The organism is Clostridium tagluense (genome assembly GCF_003865095.1).
GTDB lineage: Bacteria > Bacillota > Clostridia > Clostridiales > Clostridiaceae > Clostridium_AD > Clostridium_AD tagluense.
This window is the reverse complement of record NZ_BHYK01000008.1, coordinates 152,012-170,335: the sequence shown is the minus strand read 5'-3', so window position 1 is coordinate 170,335 and position 18,324 is coordinate 152,012. Positions and strand designations below refer to the sequence as shown.

The 18,324-nt window shown below is 31.5% G+C and carries 15 protein-coding genes; 2 read left to right on the top strand and 13 right to left on the bottom strand.

The genetic code is table 11. The features are described 5' to 3' along the window. Positions 1-29: 29 nt before the first annotated feature. The 6 genes from asrC to Ctaglu_RS09345 form a co-directional block, all read right to left on the bottom strand. Positions 30-977, bottom strand: a complete 948-nt coding sequence (gene asrC / locus Ctaglu_RS09370; protein WP_125000421.1) for a sulfite reductase subunit C — start codon at positions 975-977, stop codon at positions 30-32. Positions 978-990: 13 nt separating this feature from the next. Then, entirely contained in the window at positions 991-1,782 is a 792-nt protein-coding gene (asrB, locus tag Ctaglu_RS09365; RefSeq protein ID WP_125000418.1) for an anaerobic sulfite reductase subunit AsrB, read from the bottom strand. Continuing rightward, positions 1,783-2,790, bottom strand: a complete 1,008-nt coding sequence (gene asrA, locus Ctaglu_RS09360; protein ID WP_125000415.1) for an anaerobic sulfite reductase subunit AsrA — start codon at positions 2,788-2,790, stop codon at positions 1,783-1,785. Between the two features lie 131 nt (positions 2,791-2,921). Next, positions 2,922-3,608 carry a Crp/Fnr family transcriptional regulator gene (locus Ctaglu_RS09355; protein ID WP_125000412.1) on the bottom strand — a complete coding sequence of 229 codons (687 nt, stop codon included), beginning with the start codon at positions 3,606-3,608 and terminating at the stop codon, positions 2,922-2,924. Between the two features lie 166 nt (positions 3,609-3,774). Continuing rightward, positions 3,775-4,542: a formate/nitrite transporter family protein gene (locus tag Ctaglu_RS09350; protein WP_125000409.1), complete on the bottom strand. Its 768-nt coding sequence runs from the start codon at positions 4,540-4,542 to the stop codon at positions 3,775-3,777. Between the two features lie 161 nt (positions 4,543-4,703). After that, positions 4,704-5,663: a methyl-accepting chemotaxis protein gene (locus Ctaglu_RS09345; RefSeq protein WP_125000406.1), complete on the bottom strand. Its 960-nt coding sequence runs from the start codon at positions 5,661-5,663 to the stop codon at positions 4,704-4,706. 470 nt (positions 5,664-6,133) lie between these two features. Between Ctaglu_RS09345 and Ctaglu_RS09340 the strand changes: the two genes are divergently transcribed. Continuing rightward, positions 6,134-6,475, top strand: coding sequence for a cupin domain-containing protein (locus tag Ctaglu_RS09340; RefSeq protein WP_125000403.1), 342 nt, complete (start codon positions 6,134-6,136; stop codon positions 6,473-6,475). Between the two features lie 98 nt (positions 6,476-6,573). Here Ctaglu_RS09340 and Ctaglu_RS09335 read toward each other — a convergent pair whose 3' ends face one another. The 4 genes from Ctaglu_RS09335 to Ctaglu_RS09320 form a co-directional block, all read right to left on the bottom strand. Then, on the bottom strand, positions 6,574-8,139 hold the full coding sequence (locus tag Ctaglu_RS09335) for an FAD-dependent oxidoreductase (protein ID WP_125000400.1): 1,566 nt from the start codon (positions 8,137-8,139) through the stop codon (positions 6,574-6,576). A 213-nt stretch (positions 8,140-8,352) separates the two neighbouring features. Then, positions 8,353-8,856: a hypothetical protein gene (locus tag Ctaglu_RS09330; protein WP_125000397.1), complete on the bottom strand. Its 504-nt coding sequence runs from the start codon at positions 8,854-8,856 to the stop codon at positions 8,353-8,355. 109 nt (positions 8,857-8,965) lie between these two features. Next, positions 8,966-10,699, bottom strand: a complete 1,734-nt coding sequence (locus tag Ctaglu_RS09325; protein WP_125000395.1) for a HAMP domain-containing methyl-accepting chemotaxis protein — start codon at positions 10,697-10,699, stop codon at positions 8,966-8,968. Positions 10,700-11,250: 551 nt separating this feature from the next. Continuing rightward, entirely contained in the window at positions 11,251-14,679 is a 3,429-nt protein-coding gene (locus Ctaglu_RS09320) for a pyruvate carboxylase (protein WP_125000392.1), read from the bottom strand. Positions 14,680-15,204: 525 nt separating this feature from the next. On the opposite strand from Ctaglu_RS09320, the gene Ctaglu_RS09315 reads away from it, so the two are divergent. Next, the gene (locus Ctaglu_RS09315; protein ID WP_125000390.1) at positions 15,205-16,470 is read left to right on the top strand and encodes a VanW family protein; all 1,266 of its coding nucleotides are present in this window, start codon (positions 15,205-15,207) and stop codon (positions 16,468-16,470) included. A 114-nt stretch (positions 16,471-16,584) separates the two neighbouring features. Here the strand turns inward: Ctaglu_RS09315 and Ctaglu_RS09310 are convergent, their stop codons facing one another. The 3 genes from Ctaglu_RS09310 to Ctaglu_RS09300 all read right to left on the bottom strand — a co-directional run bounded on the left by Ctaglu_RS09310 (position 16,585) and on the right by Ctaglu_RS09300 (position 18,281). Beyond that, positions 16,585-17,151, bottom strand: coding sequence for a hypothetical protein (locus Ctaglu_RS09310; RefSeq protein WP_125000388.1), 567 nt, complete (start codon positions 17,149-17,151; stop codon positions 16,585-16,587). Between the two features lie 79 nt (positions 17,152-17,230). Continuing rightward, positions 17,231-17,935 (bottom strand): LrgB family protein, encoded by a 705-nt coding sequence (locus tag Ctaglu_RS09305; RefSeq protein ID WP_125000386.1) that lies wholly within the window; start codon positions 17,933-17,935, stop codon positions 17,231-17,233. Then, the gene (locus Ctaglu_RS09300) at positions 17,928-18,281 is read right to left on the bottom strand and encodes a CidA/LrgA family protein (protein WP_125000384.1); all 354 of its coding nucleotides are present in this window, start codon (positions 18,279-18,281) and stop codon (positions 17,928-17,930) included. The genes Ctaglu_RS09305 and Ctaglu_RS09300 overlap by 8 nt, the downstream gene beginning before the upstream one ends. Between the last annotated feature and the right edge of the window lie 43 nt (positions 18,282-18,324).

Sequence of the window (18,324 nt, the reverse complement as noted above, 5' to 3'; positions counted from 1 at the left end):
ATTTATAATTATATTGTCGGTAACGTACGTTACCAATTGATATGTTTCTTAACCTCTGCTTTTTCTCCTAAGGTTACGTCTTTTAAGACCCACTGCTTAAACACTTGATATCCTGTTCTATCAACAATATACCCTATGTGCTCTTTTCCTCCTGGAGCATCTCCATCCATATATTCCTCTATATATGAATAAGTGTTTTTTATTATTTTAATAATACTATCCTCATCCACCCAAGTTATAAAATCCTGAGCAAGTCTAGGATTTTTCTTACCAGTTCTACCCATTATCACAAGTTTATAATATTTTTCAAGGCTTCTACTCCATGCACCTGTTGGACATTTACCTATACATTCTCCACATCCAATGCATTTGTCTGGACCTCGTACTACTTTGAAGTTTTCCATTTTAAGCGCACCGGTAACTCTTTTTTTACAGTTATTTACGCAGGATTTACAACTAATACATCTATAAGATTCATATTGAGGCTCTGTCATTCCTATAATCCCAAAATCTTGTATTCTAGCTTTGATACAGTCATTAGGACAACCTGTTAGTGCTACCTTCACATGATAATCATTGGGAAAGATTTCCTTTTCAATCTTTTTTGCAAACTCCGTAGTATTATAATTTGCAAATGGACAGACATTTGCCCCTATACAAGCTGACACATTTCTAGTACCTGCGGCAGAATATCCAGTACTAGGTGAAATTTGATTTATTTCAAGGCCATCGATTACTGATTGAATCATCTTATTAACCTCTGGTATTTTATTTATATCAATATTTGGTATTTCAAAACCTTGTCTTATAGTTATATGAATATTCCCATCTCCATAAGTTTCTGCTACCTTTTGCAAAATTTCTAAATGTTTAGCTTCTATATGACCACCAGGTACCCTTATTCTTATAGCGGTTTTACCTCTTTTCTTAGTTATTCTGTATGCATTCTTTTTAAGCAATTTAGTGTTTATATCCATTACATTCTCCCCCTTAATCTACTAGATGAACTGCATCCAAATAGTTGAAAACAGGTCCCTCTAAACATATATACGTATCATCAATTTTACAGTGGCCACATTTTCCAACTCCACAACACATCTTTCGCTCATAAGATACCCATATATTTTTTTCTTTTACTCCTTTTTTTATAAATCCAGCTACTGTAAACTTAAGCATCATTGGAGGACCTACTACAATAACTTGTACCTCATCCATATTTTCTACTGGAATATCGGCAATGTATTTTGTTATAAGTCCTACAGTTCCAATATAACCCTCATATGCACTATCCACAGTTAAAGTTACATTAATACTCTTTTCCCAAACTTTGAAATTTTCTTTAAATAAGATGTCACTAGGCGACTTAAATCCTGCCATTAGATTAAAGCACGTGCATTGCTTTGGATTTTTTGCAAAATAATCTACTATTCCCTTTACCGGTGCCAATCCAGTTCCACCTGCCGCTACAATAATTTCTTTATTTTTATAGTTATTTACGTCAAATCCATTTCCATAAGGGCCTCTTAAAAACAAGGTACCGCCTACAAAAAAACTATGAATTACGTCTGTAACTGTACCTACACGTCTTATTGTAAAATCTATATAACCCTCACCTATCTCACTAACAGATATAGGTGATTCACCAAATTTTGGTATAGATACTTCAAAAAATTGTCCTGACTTTACAACCCCATCGAACTCCATTCTAAAGGTATAATCCGTTTCTGTATGCTTACTTATTTTAAGTATTTTAGATTTAAAAGGCATGTATATATTTTTCATCTATTCCACCTCATCCATTGCAGTATTTAATTTGTTTATACAATTTGAGAAAGATATATATTCAGGGCATATATCATCACATCTCCCACAACCTATACACATATGATATCCGGCTCTCTTTTTAAAATCATATACCTTATGCATAACTTTAAATCTCATTCTATCTTTTTTGTCTTTTCTAAAACCATGTCCACCTGCCATATCACTGTATCCATCTACATGACAAGATGCCCAAACCCGCCTTCTTTCTCCTAGGTTTTTATTTTCTTTATAAAAGATGTCCTGCATAGTAAAGCAAGAGCAAGTACCACAGACAAAATTGCACCTACCACAAGCGATACATCTTGAAGAATATTCATCCCACATCTTTGATTTAAAAACTCTTTGATCTAAATTTTCTGGTATAGTAACCACTATTTCATTAGCCTCCACAAATTCTGGGGATACTTCTACCTGGTTTATTTTATCTATGTTAAAGTAATTCATTAATTCTTCTGATTTACAATTCACAAAAACCTCATGGTCTTGAATTCTAGTGTACATATCATAATCTTCAGTCTTATTGGATCCCATACTTGCGCAAAAGCAATTTTCAAAACTTTCACTACAACCCATAAGCACAAATTTAATTTTATCTCTTAAAACCTTATAATAATAATCCTCATTTCCATTTCTTAAATAAATTTCATCCAGCCGAATCATGGCATGAATATCACAACTTCTTAAAAATATTAATATTTTCTTATCATCTTCTTTTGGCTCCACGCAATCATTTTCAGTAAAATAAAATAATGTTTGAGTAATTGGAATTATTATTTCTTTAGGAGAAAAACTAGATTTACGTTTAAATTCTACTTCCCTTATACTCTTTATTTCCTTATACCTAATAGTATCTGTGTCCGCAAAAGTTCCTTTTCCCTTTAGTATTACTGGTGCATATACCTTATATTCCTGCCTTAATGCCTCAAGATGCTCATCAAATTTCTCTATTGTAAGCTTAAATCCCATAAATGCATACCCTCCATTATATTAATATTACTTAATCATCAAATATTGTTAATTAATTCACTATAAAAACTAAATTTATAACTAACTATACATAGTGTATTTTAAACCCAAAAAAAAATATGTGATTTTCATCACACACCTTTAAAATACCTACTTAACTTTTCTCTATTAACTATGAATTTTCTATTTTTTATTTTAACCATATCCATAATTTCAAGTTCTTTTACTGCCCTTGAAATAGTTTCGCGAGAGCTTCCTAACATATCTGCCAAATAAGTTATGCTTATCTTAATATCTATTAAAACGCCCTCCTGCGTTTCTACACCATAATCTTTGGACATTTTCCAAAGCTTTGCGGCTACCCTCTTATCCATTTTAATAGGAACTGTGTTCTTAATCTGTCTGTACAGTCTTCTTATTTTTTTACTCATAGAGTATAATATAACTTCTGTAAGCTTAAAATCCTGCTTCATTATTTTTAATAAGTCTGCTTTTGATATGCTTATAAGTTCACTGTCTTCAAAGCCTTCGCAATTAATTGAGGCTGTACTATTATCGAAATTTACTTCATTTATAATCTCGCCACTATTTAGGATATAGATAACCCTCTTTTGACCCTTTTCCGATAATCTGTACATGGTTACCTTTCCCTCTAGCACTATATATATATTATTTATAATTTCTCTCTCAGCAAACAAAATCTGTGATTTTTTTATTTTTTTTATTATAACACTCTCTCTTATTAAATCCAAAGTTTTATCCTCAACACATTCAAATAAATGAAGATCTTTTAATTGCCTAAGCGTTATTTGTGCCATCTTAATTTCTCCTTATGAGCTCATTTTGAACCTCATTATTATAAAAATACTCCTATTATACTTATACTCTTATTATACAACAATGAATTTTAAAATTGAGCAACAAAAAGAAAGTTTATATTTACCTTAACTAATTCAAACTATAAGTAATATATACTTTTATTATTTATTTCTCCTTTGATACATACCAATATGCTGCCCCAATAAATACAGCACCACCTACGAAATTGCCTGAGGTAACCCAAATCAAGTTATGAATTAATCCCCCTATGGAAACTGATGGGGTGTGTGGGATAAATAATGCCGTTGTAAGCAAAGTCATATTCGCAATACTATGTTCAAACCCTGTAGTTATAAATGCAAATAGGCACCAAAAAATCATTATAAGTTTAGCCGTTTCTTCCTTTAATTTAATAGCACACCATACTGCTAAACAGACTAACATGTTACAAAGTAAGCCTCTTAGAAATAGTTCTATGCTTGGCGTTGCCATCTTTACTTGTGATGTTTTTAAAATAAAGGTGGCTGTGCTTCCCTTTGCAAGTCCTGCACCTACAAATATTGCGGATATCACTGCTGATCCTAAAAAATTTCCTATAAAACTGTATATCCAAATATTTATTGAATTAAGCCACGAAACTTTCTTTTCTAGAGACCCTATGGTCATAGTCATGTTATTCCCTGTAAAGAGCTCTGAGCCCGCCATTATTACAAGACTTAAGGCAATGCCAAAGGAAGCTCCCATAATAGTTTTTGTTGCCGGAGACTCAGCTGCTGCAAATGACCCTCCAATAGTAAATATTAATAAAATTCCAAATCCCACATAAGCACCAGCTAGTGCCGCACAAATGAGGTACCTCATTTTGCTTTTTTTTAAGAGTTCAGATTTTTTTATCGCTGATGCAGAGACTTTGTTAATTTCTTCACTAAACAAGATATACCATCTCCTTATATAAATCATATCCACATTTTATCATTACACACAAAAAAAATATGTGACTAATATCACATATTTTCTAAAAGTTACTCCACTGTTATTGCACTAGCCACTATCCTCACATTTAACTGATACATCCCCTGCTACATAAACATTTTCTAGATTAATTTCTTACTATAAGAGGTTAGTTGTCTTTTAGTTTCTTCCAATTGGCGATCTACAACACTTGCCTTTTCTATGTGTTTTATTATACTTTGAGATGTTATTTTTAAAATTTCATCAACATCTACTATTTCTTTACTCATGTTTTTAATGTGATGCTTTTGATCAGTTAAAAGCTCCATTACTCCCCTTACTTCCTGTTCCACTTTTGATATAGAAGATAAACTTCCGTCTACTTTTTCTGCAGCATTATTAGAAGCCCTCACCCCCCTGGCAATAACCTCATTAGATTTACCTGAATTATTTAAAACTATCTTTGTTTCATCTTCTATCCCACCTATTAAATTTGATATGTCCTTAGTGCTTTGTTTAGTCATTTCTGCTAATTTTCTTATCTCACCTGCCACTACTGCAAACCCCTGACCATGTTCTCCTGCTCTAGCCGCTTCAATTGCTGCGTTTAAAGCCAAGAGATTTGTTTGCGTTGCAATGCTCGTTATTAACTGAACAACTTCATGTACTTGTCCAAACTTTCTTGCCAATTCATTTATACTTTGGGTATTATTCCTATTTTCACTTTCTAAAGACTTTATTATTTCCACCATTTCATAAATGGCATCCTTACCTTCATAAGATTTTTTAACTGTGTCTTCTGTAATTTCTATAAGCTTATTTCCCTCCAAATATAGACTATCAGTTAAGCCATTAGTATTTTTTGTTAAATGAGAAATTTCATTCATATGTACCTTTACTTTACTCGCAAGTTCGCCTAAAACATCATGCTCACTATCTACAATATGGTGCTGCTTTACAGTCTCCCCTAACAACTTGCTCAAATCTTGAATAAAGCCCTTAGTTTCATTATGAAATTGAACTTCCTTCTGTGTTGTTTCTTCAGAACCCTTGTCCTGGTTACTTTCTAATTCTCTGGATTTTGTATTTTTAAATAAATTCATTTGTTTATCTTCCTCCTAATTTTTCTCTAACATTAGAATCATTCTGAAATTTCCTTAAACTTATAGTTCATATCACCTTACTACTTAAAAGCTTAATCTATATTAATATACTATAAAATATGTATAGATAAAATTTATTTTTATTTTTATTATAACTACTTCAATGTAAATATACGGTAACTTTTGTTACACCTTTTATTATTATACAAGATATTATAGAGTGATTTTGTAACTAGTCTTCCTGCTGGATAATCCTCATAATTTTCGCCAAACTCTAAAAATTCAAATTGAATTTATTTTTATATTTTGATTTGAATCATATTTTTCTAATCAAATTAAGCATACAATAGAGTTATAAGAAAGCAAGGTGCTTGGACTAACTAGATTTAAAGAAATGAATATTAAGCTTCAAAAGTTTTAATAATAATAATAATAATAATAATAATAATGAAATATAAGGAGGAATAATTATGAATGGAAAGTTTTTTAAAAATATTGAAGTTGCAACGGCATTAGGACTAAAAGAAGAGGTATTATATGTAGAAAAACAAGTTGTAAGTAAAACACTAACGCAAACAAATAACGTTAGTATAACACTATTTGCCTTTGATAAAGGAGAAGAAATAAGTACACATTCAGCACCTGGAGATGCATTAGTATATGTAACTGAAGGAGAGGTTACAATAACAATAGGGGATAATGATCCTGTTATAGTTAAAGAGGGTGAAATAATATTAATGCCAGCCAACATACCCCATGGCTTAGAGGCTAATGAAAGATTTAAAATGATGTTAGTTATAGTTAAAGGCTAATGGAATAAAACGCTTCTTTAAACTCGAAAATACTTAACCTAGGCTAAGTATTTTCGAGTTTTTACTCTTTTATCTGTTTTTATATAGCATAATTTTTATCAAATTATATTTGAATCAATGGTATTTTTACCTTCTTTGTAGTGATTTAACCTGCAAACAGCTGGCCCTTCTATAATGTCGCCTTCAAAAGTAAATCTTGACCCATGACAAGGACAATCCCAGGATGATTCTGCACTATTCCATTTTAGTTCGCAACCTATATGTGTACACGTTATATCAACTATATGAAGCTCACCGTTCTTATCCCTATATGCCCCATATCTTTCTCCATCAATATCTACAACCTTTCCCTGATCATTTTTTAAATCAATATTGTGTTGCCCAATTTCAAGTTTTCCTTTTATTAACTCCTTTGCAACATCAAAGTTTTCCTTAACGAAGTTCGTAATTCCATCAGTTGAAATATGGCGCGATGGATTGTATACATCCTCATAGGGGCTTTTATTCTTAACTATAATATCCCTTAATATATTTGCAGCTGCGGTTCCATTTGTCATTCCCCATTCGCCATAACCTGTAGCTACATAAATATTTTCTGATTTAGAAGTAAGATTACCTACATAAGGTACACTATCTATTGTTATATAATCTTGAGTCGACCATTTATATAAAAATTCCTCAACAGCAAAATTTTCCTGTGCGAATTTTTTTAAATTGTCATAATGCTCCAACATGTCGCCACCATGAGCAGTTTTATGGTCTTGCCCCCCAATAATTATCATTTGACCATCTCTATAATTCTGTGAGCGAAAATACCACCCTGCCTCTCCTGAATCCACAAATGTACCTTTTGGCAACTCATCTTTTATTTTAGCTGTTATTACATATGACCTTTCTGGTCGAAGTCTTGCAAAGTATAATCCTAATCCATCATAAAATGGAAAATGCGAAGCTAAAATAACCTTTGAAGCTCTTACTTTAAATCCTGTATCTGTTATTACAGTATATAAATTATCATGCTTTATATCTACAGCTCTTGTATGTTCATATATTTGACTTTCATTACCAGAGATATTTTCTGCAACTTTAAGAAGATACTTTCTAGGGTGAAATTGAGCTTGATTTTCAAAACATAGTGCACCTTTTATTGAAAATGGCAAATCTAACTTTTCAACATATTTTGCTTTTATACCTAGGCTTATGGCTGCATTTACTTCTGCCATAATGGTTTCTACATAATCTTCATCTGTTGTATAGGTATATGCTGGCACCCTACAAAAGTCACAATCAATATTATATTTTTTTACTGTGTTTTCTATAAAATCTATGGCACCCTCATTAGCATCTGCATACTGCTTAGCTTTTTTTATTCCTATTCTTTCGATTAAATCACTATATATTATATCGTGTTGTGAAGTAACATAAGCTGTTGTGTGTCCTGTAGTTCCCTGAGCTATTTTATCTGCTTCTATTAATGCTATTTTAAAACCTTCGTTTTTTAAAAGGAGAGCAGTTGTAATTCCTGTAATGCCTCCTCCTATAATTACTATATCAACATTAATATCTTTTTCTAACCTAGGATAGTTTGTTTCAGGGGTTGAATCTAACCAATAAGATTTAGCAGTTGGCTCATCATTAATACCTATATTGTTTTTTTCATTCATAAATAACACCCTTTCTTTAAAAATAAATGGATGTATCTATTTTGTGTTTATGCACCTAAAAACATGTATATTATTAGTAATGCTTTAATCTGAAATTATAAAAAAAGACTTGTTGCAGCTAATAAAGACTTTTCAAGTTACGAATTAAGGGAACTCAAATGAGTTCCCTTAATTCGTAACTTAAATATGAAAAGTATTCTTTAAAATCTAAATTTAAAGATTGCTATTACTTAAAATAGCATTAACTTGATTTGAATTATCTAGGTTATTATTGGTAGTACTAATATTAGTTTGCTCTTGCACTATAGTTTGTAGTAATTTAGACATGTCATTATTGCTATTCGTACTTGGAAAAAGACTATTTGAACTATCTTCACTTTCAACAGTACCAATACTTGAACTACTATTTGTGTCTTGTTTTGTCATAATCTGCATCATTTGTTGCATAACCATTTGTTGAAGCTGCTCAGTCTTTTGAGATTGTAATGATATACTATCTAGTCCACTAACTATATTATCCTTACTGTTAACATTAGGAATACTTGTCCCAGCATTATTTAAAGTCGTATTTTGTGAATTGTTCACTATCTGATTAAGTAAAGCTTCAAAACTAGAACTAGCATCTCCTGTTGAATCGTTACCTAAAATTCCTTTTGTTGATTGTGCCTCTCCATTACTTATAGTCTTCACCAGTTGTGATATTTTATTAATCTCCATAACTATCCCTCCTCATTTGTTTAACAAACAAACTTTTATATATCTCATTTTACTCTTTATAAAAATATTTTTCTATAGTTTTTATAATTGCATACCTTACTATTTTTCGTTAAATCTTAAACTTCTGTACCAATTCATTAAGCTTTTGTGCAAATTGTGCTTGAATTTGTGAAGTTTGTGATACTTGTTCCATAGCTTTTGAGGTTTCATCAATACTAATTTGAATCTCTCCTGTACGTTCTGCCGAAAGCTGTGAATTTTCCGCCAAAATTTGAACTGCCGTACTAACTTGATTTACTGTAGCTTCCACCCCTTCTGACATTAATGCAATTTCTTCTGACATGGCGCTTATAAAGTCACCATCCTCACCATATTGTTTTCCTGCTCTTGAATATTGTTCTAAAACAGGTTTAATATTTTCTATAATGAATTTAAGTATATCATTGCTATTTCCTGATAAATTCTTAAATGCATCTTGAACTTTTACTATTGTGCTTTGAATGGTATTTACAGTTTCTGAGGATTTTTCTGCAAGCTTTCTTACTTCATCTGCAACTACTGCAAAACCTTTACCCTGTTCTCCAGCTCTAGCAGCTTCAATAGCTGCATTTAATGCAAGTAAATTAGTTTGTGCTGCAATTGCTGCAATTCCATCAGCCATAATTTTTATTTCATCTACAACTTTTCCATCTTCTATAGCTTTTAATATACTCTTTTCCTTTTCTTCATAAACACTGTTACTTTTTTCCAATGCGCTTTTAGCATATTCCTGAACACTTTTGGCTCTATCCTTAATTTGAGTAGCATTACCGCTACCTTCCATAGCCTTTGAAGATAGTTCTTCCATACTTGCATTAACTTCTTCAACTGATGCAGTTATTTCCTCTGATGTAGCACTGGCTTCTTGAACCGAAGTATTTATTTCCGCTGTTGAACGATCTATAACTTCTATTCTAGATGTTATTTCCTGAGTTGTAGCTGAAAGTTCTTCAGAAGATGCACTCATATCAGAAGAATTGTTCATTATCTCTTTTATTAAGCTACTTACATTTTCCTGTGAAGTATTTAAAGCTAAAGCTGTTTGTCCAAATTCATCTTTTCTTGTAATAGTAATTGGAGTTGAGAAATCATAAGACGATAATCTCTGCGCTAAATCTTTAATTTTGTTTAATGGCCCCATTATATTCTTACTTAATATGTACCCCATAAGAATTATGATTAAAAATGCTATGGTTGTATAAATTATAATTAAATTTCTAGCATTATTAAATTGGGCTGTAGTATTTGAATTTACCTGCTCCGCTGATTTTGAATTTATAGCAATTAATTTAACTAAGGTATCAAAAACAGGTTGTCTTATTGAGGCTTCCTGTGTGTTATAAATTTTAACTGCTTCCTCATAGTTTCCTGCTTTCACAAGTTCAATACTCTTAGTTTTTAACTCTGTATATTTTGCTAGTTCATTTTTAAAATCCTCATCGATTTTTGTCATTTCTTTTTCTACATCAAGATTTAATTCGGCTGGCAAACTATTATATGTTTGATGTGTCTTTTCATTTTCATCTGTTAAATCATTATTGATTTTTATTTGTTCATCTAATTTAGACTTATCTCTTTCAAAAACAATTCTAAGCATATTAGCGCTACCATAATTTAATTTTCCTTTAATTTCCTCCAAATCTTCGATAGCTCTTAAATTAGTGCTATATATAATCTTAGAACCCTTATTTATCTTTGATGAACTTGCTATACCCTCTGCTCCTATTAAAACTATAAAAATACAAACTACTGAAAATACTGATATAAGTTTTTTCTTTACACTTAAATTTATAAAAAATTTCATTTTAACTCATCCCTTCTTTTTTTCATCATACATTCTTTAAGATTTCGTACATAAAGTGATTTACTATAATAATATCTTTAGATTATGTCATAACTACACTCTTTTAATATTCAAAATACCTCCTGTAATCCGCCTTTGGCAATACTTTCATACCTAATCCTATATTACTACAGTAATCATTTAAGTTATGTGATTTTTGTTTTTTAAGCCTGTTTTGAAATAGTTATAATCCTATACCTTATTATCGTTTAAATTGCTATTTACTTTATATATATATCAACCCTTTATTGTATTTTTTTACTATTTTTTCAACTTACACTTATTAATAACATATTTCAATCAGTTATTTGTTTTTTTTTGCAATTTTTTTGTCAAAATATCTGTTATTTTCACAAATCTAATCTTAATAAAATTTATGCCCTATTATAATCAAAACAAAATGCGCTGGTTCAAGAATTTCAATTCTCTCTACCAACGCATTAAATCATCTCCTGCGGAGCTGTAATTAACGACTTCAGAAGGAGATTTAGACTCCCACTGAAGTTTTCTTTTTATTTTAAATTTATTAGCAATTCTCCAGCCCTTACTTGTTGCCCTTCTTTAACATTAATTGACTCAACCACACCTGCTATGCTTGCACTTACTCTAGTCTCCATTTTCATAGCCTCAACTATCATTAATGGTTGATTTTCAGCTACTGTATCTCCCTGCGCCACTAAAATGGCTGAGACAGTTCCAGGTATTGGCGATCCAATCTCTAAAGGATTTGATGCATCCGCCATTTCTGAGGCTTGAAACTCTTGTAGAACTTTGTTATTTCTATCTTTTATTTTTATTTCTCTTCTATTTCCATCCACTTCAAAAGCCACAACTTTGTTGCCTTCTAAATCCAATTTACCTATTTTAAGTAGCTTTATCATGTAGGCTTTTCCATCAGCAATTTCAGCTTCACAGGTTTCACCTTCGCTGAGCCCGTGGAAATAAACATCACTTCCAATTCTACTTAAATCTCCAAACTCCTTAGTGTATTTCATATAGCCATCGAATACCTCAGGGTATAAGGAATAGCTTAGCAAATCTTTTTTATCTGGAACAATATTAAATTTTTCTATTAAGTGTTTTTCTATTTTACTAAAATCTTCGTCAGGAAGCAATTCACCAGGTCTTGCAGTAATTGGCTCTTCTCCCCTTAAAACTAATTTCTGAAGCTTTTCTGGAAAGCCTCCCATTGGTTGACCCATCATTCCTTTAAAGTATGCTACAACGGAATCTGGGAAAGACATATTAGTTGCTTTGTGGTATATATTTTCTGGTGTAAGGTCATTTTGAACCATAAATATTGCAAAGTCCCCAACCATTTTAGATGATGGAGTTACCTTTACAATATCCCCTACCATATCATTTACTACCTTATACATTTCTTTAATTTCATTAAATTTATGAGAAAGACCGAAACTTTCTACCTGAGGTTTAAGGTTAGAGTATTGACCTCCTGGAATCTCATATCGATAAATTTCAGCAGAACCGGATTTGAGTCCTGATTCAAACTTAGAATAAACTGGTCTTACTGCATCCCAATAATCTGAAATTCCTTGAATCCCTTTAAGTTCTATACCAGTATCTCTGTCAGTATTCTTAAGTGCTGCAACAACTGAGTTTAGAGCTGGTTGACTAGTAAGTCCTGACATACTATTAAAAGCAGTATCTACAATGTCCACACCAGCCTCTGCCGCCATAAGTACTGTAGCAACTCCATTGCCCGTAGTATCATGGGTATGAAGATGTATAGGCATTCCTACTTCTTTTTTCAGAGCATCTATTAGCTTAAATGCAGCATGAGGTTTAAGTAATGCAGACATATCTTTTATTCCCAAAATATGAGCTCCTGTTTTTTCAATTTCCTTTGCTAGCTTAATATAATAATCTAAATTATATTTATCTTTTTTATCATTTAAGATATCCCCAGTGTAACAAATGCACGCTTCTGCAACCTTTCCACTTTTAAGAACTTCCTCTATTGAAACTTCCATTCCTTTTAACCAATTCAGTGAATCAAAAATTCTAAAAACATCAATACCAGTCTCTGCAGATTCTTTAATAAATTCCCGAATTATATTGTCCGGATAATTTTTATAGCCTACTGCATTTGCTCCACGTATAAGCATTTGGAAAAGCACATTAGGAATTTTCGATCGTAGCTGCGACAGCCTTTCCCATGGGGATTCATTTAAAAAACGGTAAGCTACATCAAAAGTAGCTCCTCCCCACATCTCAAGAGAAAACAAATCTCCTCCATAAACAGATGTTGCACTTGCTATCTTTAACATATCCTTTGTTCGCACTCTAGTCGCCATTAAGGATTGATGAGCATCTCTCATAGTAGTATCTGTTAACAATAATTTATTTTGATCTTTCACCCATTTTAAAAGACCTTCTGTCCCCTGCATATCTAATATCTGTTTTGTCCCACTTAATTTTTCTGGCATTATAATTTTGGGAACTTGTGGCACATCATAAAGGTTTTTAATGCCATTAGTTTCATTTACCACTTTTTCACCAATGAATTTTAACACTTTGCTTTCTTCATCTGCCTTAGGTGCAATGGATATTAATTCTGGATTTTCTTCAATAAAATCTGTATTACATTCTCCCTTTAAAAAAGTAGGATGATTCAATACATTAATTAAAAAACCTACATTTGTCTTTACTCCCGTAATTTTAGTTTCTTCCACAGCTCTTATAGACTTCTTTATGGCATCTTGAAAGGTTCTAGACCAAGATATGTTTTTTACGAGTAGACTATCATAATAAGGACTAATTACAGCTCCTGCAAAACCATTACCACCATCAAGCCTTATTCCAAATCCAGAACCTGTTCTATATTCTTCTATTTTCCCAGTATCTGGTGCAAAATTATTAGAAGGGTCCTCTGTTGTTATTCGGCACTGAATAGAATATCCGTTAACTTTAACATCCTCTTGACAAGAGATTCCAATATTTTCGGAATTTAGTGCGTAATCTTCTGCTATAAGTATTTGACTTTGAACTATATCAATACCTGTTACCATTTCTGTAATAGTATGCTCAACTTGAATTCTAGGGTTCATTTCTATAAAAAAATGATTTCCATGGGTATCAACTAAGAACTCTAAGGTTCCAGCACTTCTATAATTTACTGATTTAGCTATTTTTAGTGCGTCACTACATATTTCATTTCTTTTTTCCTGCGATATTGAAAAAGCAGGAGTATATTCTACAACCTTTTGATGCCTTCTTTGAATAGAGCAATCTCTTTCATGCAAATGAACAATATTGCCAAACTTATCTCCAAGAACCTGAACTTCTATATGTTTAGACTTTTCAAGATATTTTTCTATATAAAGCTGGTCAATTCCAAAGGCTTTTTTTGCTTCACTTTTAGCACTTCTATAAGAAGAGGCAAGTTCTCCTTCGTTTCTTACAATTCGCATACCGCGCCCACCGCCACCAGCAACTGCCTTTATCATAACGGGATATCCACATTTCGCTGCAAGTTCCTTTGCCTGCTCAATTGTTTCAACTTCTTTTTTATCTCCAGGTATAGTAGGAACTCCCACTGCATTTGCTACAATTTTTGATTTAATCTTGTCTCCCAGTTTATCCATCATTTCTGCTGTAGGTCCTATAAATTCAATACCTGCACTAGCACACTTTTTTGCAAATTCAGGGTTTTCTGATAAGAAACCATACCCTGGATGAATGGCGTCCACTCCTTTTTTAAGTGCAAGACTTATTATCTCCTCAATGTTTAGATATGCCTCAACGGGACTCTTGTTTTCTCCAATTAAATAAGCTTCATCTGCCTTAGTTTTGAAAAGTGAATATTTATCCTCATTGGAATAAATCGCCACGGTACGAATCCCGAGTTCATGACAGGCTCTAAAAATTCTTATGGCAATTTCGCCTCTATTTGCTACTAGTACTCTTTTAAATTTTTTCACTGTTTATACCCCCTGTATTAAGCTTTTGCGCACTTTATTTTTCATTGTTCATTACCAACTACAATACATGATTTTTAGAATAAATGCAATTTTTTTTTATTTTTCCGTCAAAATAGTGCCATCTATGTGGCATTTGGCATGCGAGTGGCCCCATACTAAATGATTACACAAAATATATGCGAAATAAAGCAACCATTATCATTGTTTTCTTGTGTGCGTTTGTTTATTGGTTTTTAATTTCTTGGGGATTGAATCGACTTTCAAAAAAACGTGCAGATAAAATCGCTAAACAATATGAGGATGAATAATAAATGCCACCCACATGGCAATTGGCATGTGGGTGGCCTATTCTGCATTTATCACCTATAACCTTATATTTAGCTGTATAATAATATTTCTCGAAAAAGGAGTATTTGAAAATATTAAATATATAAGAGTAATGCTATTGTAAAACATCTACAATAGTTTTATTATTATACATATATAATATATTTATTATTAATCATAAGAAGAGGTGCAACAACAATGTTGTCAAATGTTATTACAAAAACAGAAAAACAAACGAAAAAAAGAAAAAAGCCAGTATTTATTATAATTGGAGTTCTATTTAGTATGCAAGGAATTAGCATGTATTATAACATAACAAAATACAAATCAAAAATATATCCAAAGGTATGGGTAGAAGATATATATGTAGGTGGAAAGACAGTGGATGAAGCAAAAAAAGCTATTGTTGAAAATCAAAATAAACTCATTGCGCAAAAAAATATAACAGTAAAACTTAATAACAAACAATATACTATTGATACATCAAAACTTGATATGAAATATAATTATATCAAAGTCCTTGATAGTGCTTATGATATTGGCAGAAAAGATAATATTTTCAAAAATTTTCTTGCTATAAATTCACATGGTGAGAAAGTTCTTAAGCTTAAGCATACTTACAATTATAATATTGTAGATACAGTTCTTAAGGAGATTGTTAAAGAGAATAGTAAAAAAGCAACCAATGCAACTCTTATTAAAAACAATTTAGGGCAATTGCTTATAGCTAAAGAGGAATATGGATATACGGTTGATCCCGCAATTTTAAAACAAGCTATAATTAACAAAATTAATAATATTGAACAAGAACAAAATTTAATAGTCCAAGCTGAATTAAGAAAAGTTGAACCAAAAATTAAAGAAAATGATTTAAAAGGTGTAAATACTATGATATCTACTGTTACAACTGACTTTGAGAATTCAAGTGAAAATCGCTCAGAAAATATTAGAGTAGCTTCCAGCGCTATAAATGGAAAAATTCTTATGCCAGGTGATATTTTCAGCTTTAATGATGAAGTAGGTGAAAGATCTATTGAAAGAGGCTATAAAACTGCAAAAGGAATTATAGATGATAAAATTGTAGATGACATAGGTGGTGGAGTGTGCCAAGTGTCAACTACACTCTATAATGCTATTTTGAGAACTAATATAATTTCCGTGGAAAGGTACCCTCACACTTTACATTCCGCATATATTGGTCAAGGTCTAGATGCTACAGTTGCCTATGGGCTTCTGGATTATAGGTTTAAAAATACATATTCTTACCCAATATATATAGAATCTATAGTGCAAAACAAAACTGTAACATTTAATGTGTACTCAAATTCAATTCTTAGTAATAAAAAATATGAGGTTATTAATGAAGTGGTGGGAGATAAGGTAAATGTGTTTAGGGTTACTTATGAGAATGGCAACCTCTTATCTAAATCTTTGCTTTACACCGATACTATTAACCCAACATAACCTGAAAAAAGACAGCAAGTTTGCAAAATATTCTGCAACCTTACTGCCTCCTTAAAATCCACTATTTAATTATTTATCCACAAAAGAATTCCTATATAAAATATTTATACACATTTACTTAACTTTATTTAAGTTCTCTAACAATTCATTGAAATTTCTCTTAGCTACTATTTCTCTGTCCTTATAAGTTCCCATCTTTTCTTTATGTAGCTTTTCATTTTTATCTAAATTTATCAGCTCCTCTAGTATAGTTTCTCTAAAACTTGGGATGATATTTATTATCTTTTTTACTCCATAAATATATTCATCATCATAAAGCTTAAAACACTCAAATAAACCTGACGTAAGTCTCCCATCTGAAAAGATATAAATATATCTATCACTCATTTTTTCTGATAAATCAACTTCAATTTTATGCTTATATAACCTAAATATAACATCATTTTTTTCAACAAAAACAGGAAATATCATAGAAAAAAGCTCTATTAATTCTTCTTCCTGTTCAACCAAACCTGTAAAATCATTCTCATTAAGTTTCTCAATTATATCATCTGTAAAAATACACCTGCGTATCTCTTTTCCCAATTTACTTCTTAATTTTTGCTCCTTCTCATCAGATACTAAATTGTCTATTGAATCAAATAATTTATTTAGCGGCCCTTTGTTTTCATTTTTCTCCATAAAAATACCTCCTTATCAAGCTTATATTATATTTGTAGACACAATTTAATTGCCACCTAAAATACAGTATATTAATAAATTATTTTAAGAGTGCAAGAAATATTTTCCACAAAATAGGGTATAAAAGAACAGCAACAATTCCTGAAATAGCCATAGTTAAGCCACTCATTGCCCCCTCAGTTTCCCCTATTTCCATAGCCCTGGCTGTCCCAAGCGCATGAGCAGACGCTCCCATAGCAATTCCTAGGGCAACTTTATCTTTAATTTTAAAAATACTATATAGAAAGGGGCCCACAATTGAACCTATAATCCCGGTCATTATTATAGCTACAACCGTAATTGATGGAAGTCCACCTAACTGCTTTGATAAAACTATTCCTATAGGTGTTGTTATAGACTTTGGTATCAAAGATTCAATAATTACATGGTCAATCCCAAATAATTTTGAAAGAAACACTACACATACAAAACCCACAATAGCACCACTAAAAATCCCTATAAGTATTGGCATAGCATTTTCTTTAAATAATGAAAATTTCTTATACATAGGCAAAGCTAATGCCACTGTAGCAGGAAATAAGAAAAACGAGATTATTTGCCCTCCGTTATTGTAGTCTTCATATTTAATATGAAATTTTGTAAGAAAAACTATTAATATAATAATTGCTATTAAAAGTGGATTGAAAATTGGAAGTTTTCCTTTTTTCTTTATATAAATTCCAATTTCATAAGCAATAAGGGATATTAGCACACCAAAAACTGGTGAGGCAATTAAATTATTCATATTTACGTCCACTCCTCAAAATTTTAACTACGAAGGCTGTTACAATCCAAACTAAACACGTGGAAATAATAACTATAATGATAAATGGTATCCATTTTCCTTTTAACACACCGAAGGCTGTCATTAAACCTACTCCAGCAGGAATAAAGAAAAAAGACATGTTTGATAAAAGAAACTCACAAAGTTCTTCTATCATTTCAACTTTAATTATTCCTATTTGTAATGCTAAAAACAATAAAATAAGTCCAATTACTGATCCTGGAATTGGCAAATTAAATATTAGTTGTAATACGGTTCCAATAAGATATGGAATCAAAATAATCATTAATTGTCTTAAGTACTTCATTATTTCACCTACTTTTTATATAGTATTTACATACATGCAATCA

Coding starts and splice junctions, on each gene's coding strand:
- Ctaglu_RS09355 (WP_125000412.1), bottom strand. CDS start 3,608: ATGGCACAAATAACGCTTAGGCAATTAAAAGATCTTCATTTATTTGAA.
- asrC (WP_125000421.1), bottom strand. CDS start 977: ATGGATATAAACACTAAATTGCTTAAAAAGAATGCATACAGAATAACT.
- Ctaglu_RS09345 (WP_125000406.1), bottom strand. CDS start 5,663: ATGAATTTATTTAAAAATACAAAATCCAGAGAATTAGAAAGTAACCAG.
- Ctaglu_RS09315 (WP_125000390.1), top strand. CDS start 15,205: ATGTTGTCAAATGTTATTACAAAAACAGAAAAACAAACGAAAAAAAGA.
- asrA (WP_125000415.1), bottom strand. CDS start 2,790: ATGGGATTTAAGCTTACAATAGAGAAATTTGATGAGCATCTTGAGGCA.
- asrB (WP_125000418.1), bottom strand. CDS start 1,782: ATGAAAAATATATACATGCCTTTTAAATCTAAAATACTTAAAATAAGT.
- Ctaglu_RS09305 (WP_125000386.1), bottom strand. CDS start 17,935: ATGAATAATTTAATTGCCTCACCAGTTTTTGGTGTGCTAATATCCCTT.
- Ctaglu_RS09310 (WP_125000388.1), bottom strand. CDS start 17,151: ATGGAGAAAAATGAAAACAAAGGGCCGCTAAATAAATTATTTGATTCA.
- Ctaglu_RS09300 (WP_125000384.1), bottom strand. CDS start 18,281: ATGAAGTACTTAAGACAATTAATGATTATTTTGATTCCATATCTTATT.
- Ctaglu_RS09330 (WP_125000397.1), bottom strand. CDS start 8,856: ATGGAGATTAATAAAATATCACAACTGGTGAAGACTATAAGTAATGGA.
- Ctaglu_RS09340 (WP_125000403.1), top strand. CDS start 6,134: ATGAATGGAAAGTTTTTTAAAAATATTGAAGTTGCAACGGCATTAGGA.
- Ctaglu_RS09325 (WP_125000395.1), bottom strand. CDS start 10,699: ATGAAATTTTTTATAAATTTAAGTGTAAAGAAAAAACTTATATCAGTA.
- Ctaglu_RS09335 (WP_125000400.1), bottom strand. CDS start 8,139: ATGAATGAAAAAAACAATATAGGTATTAATGATGAGCCAACTGCTAAA.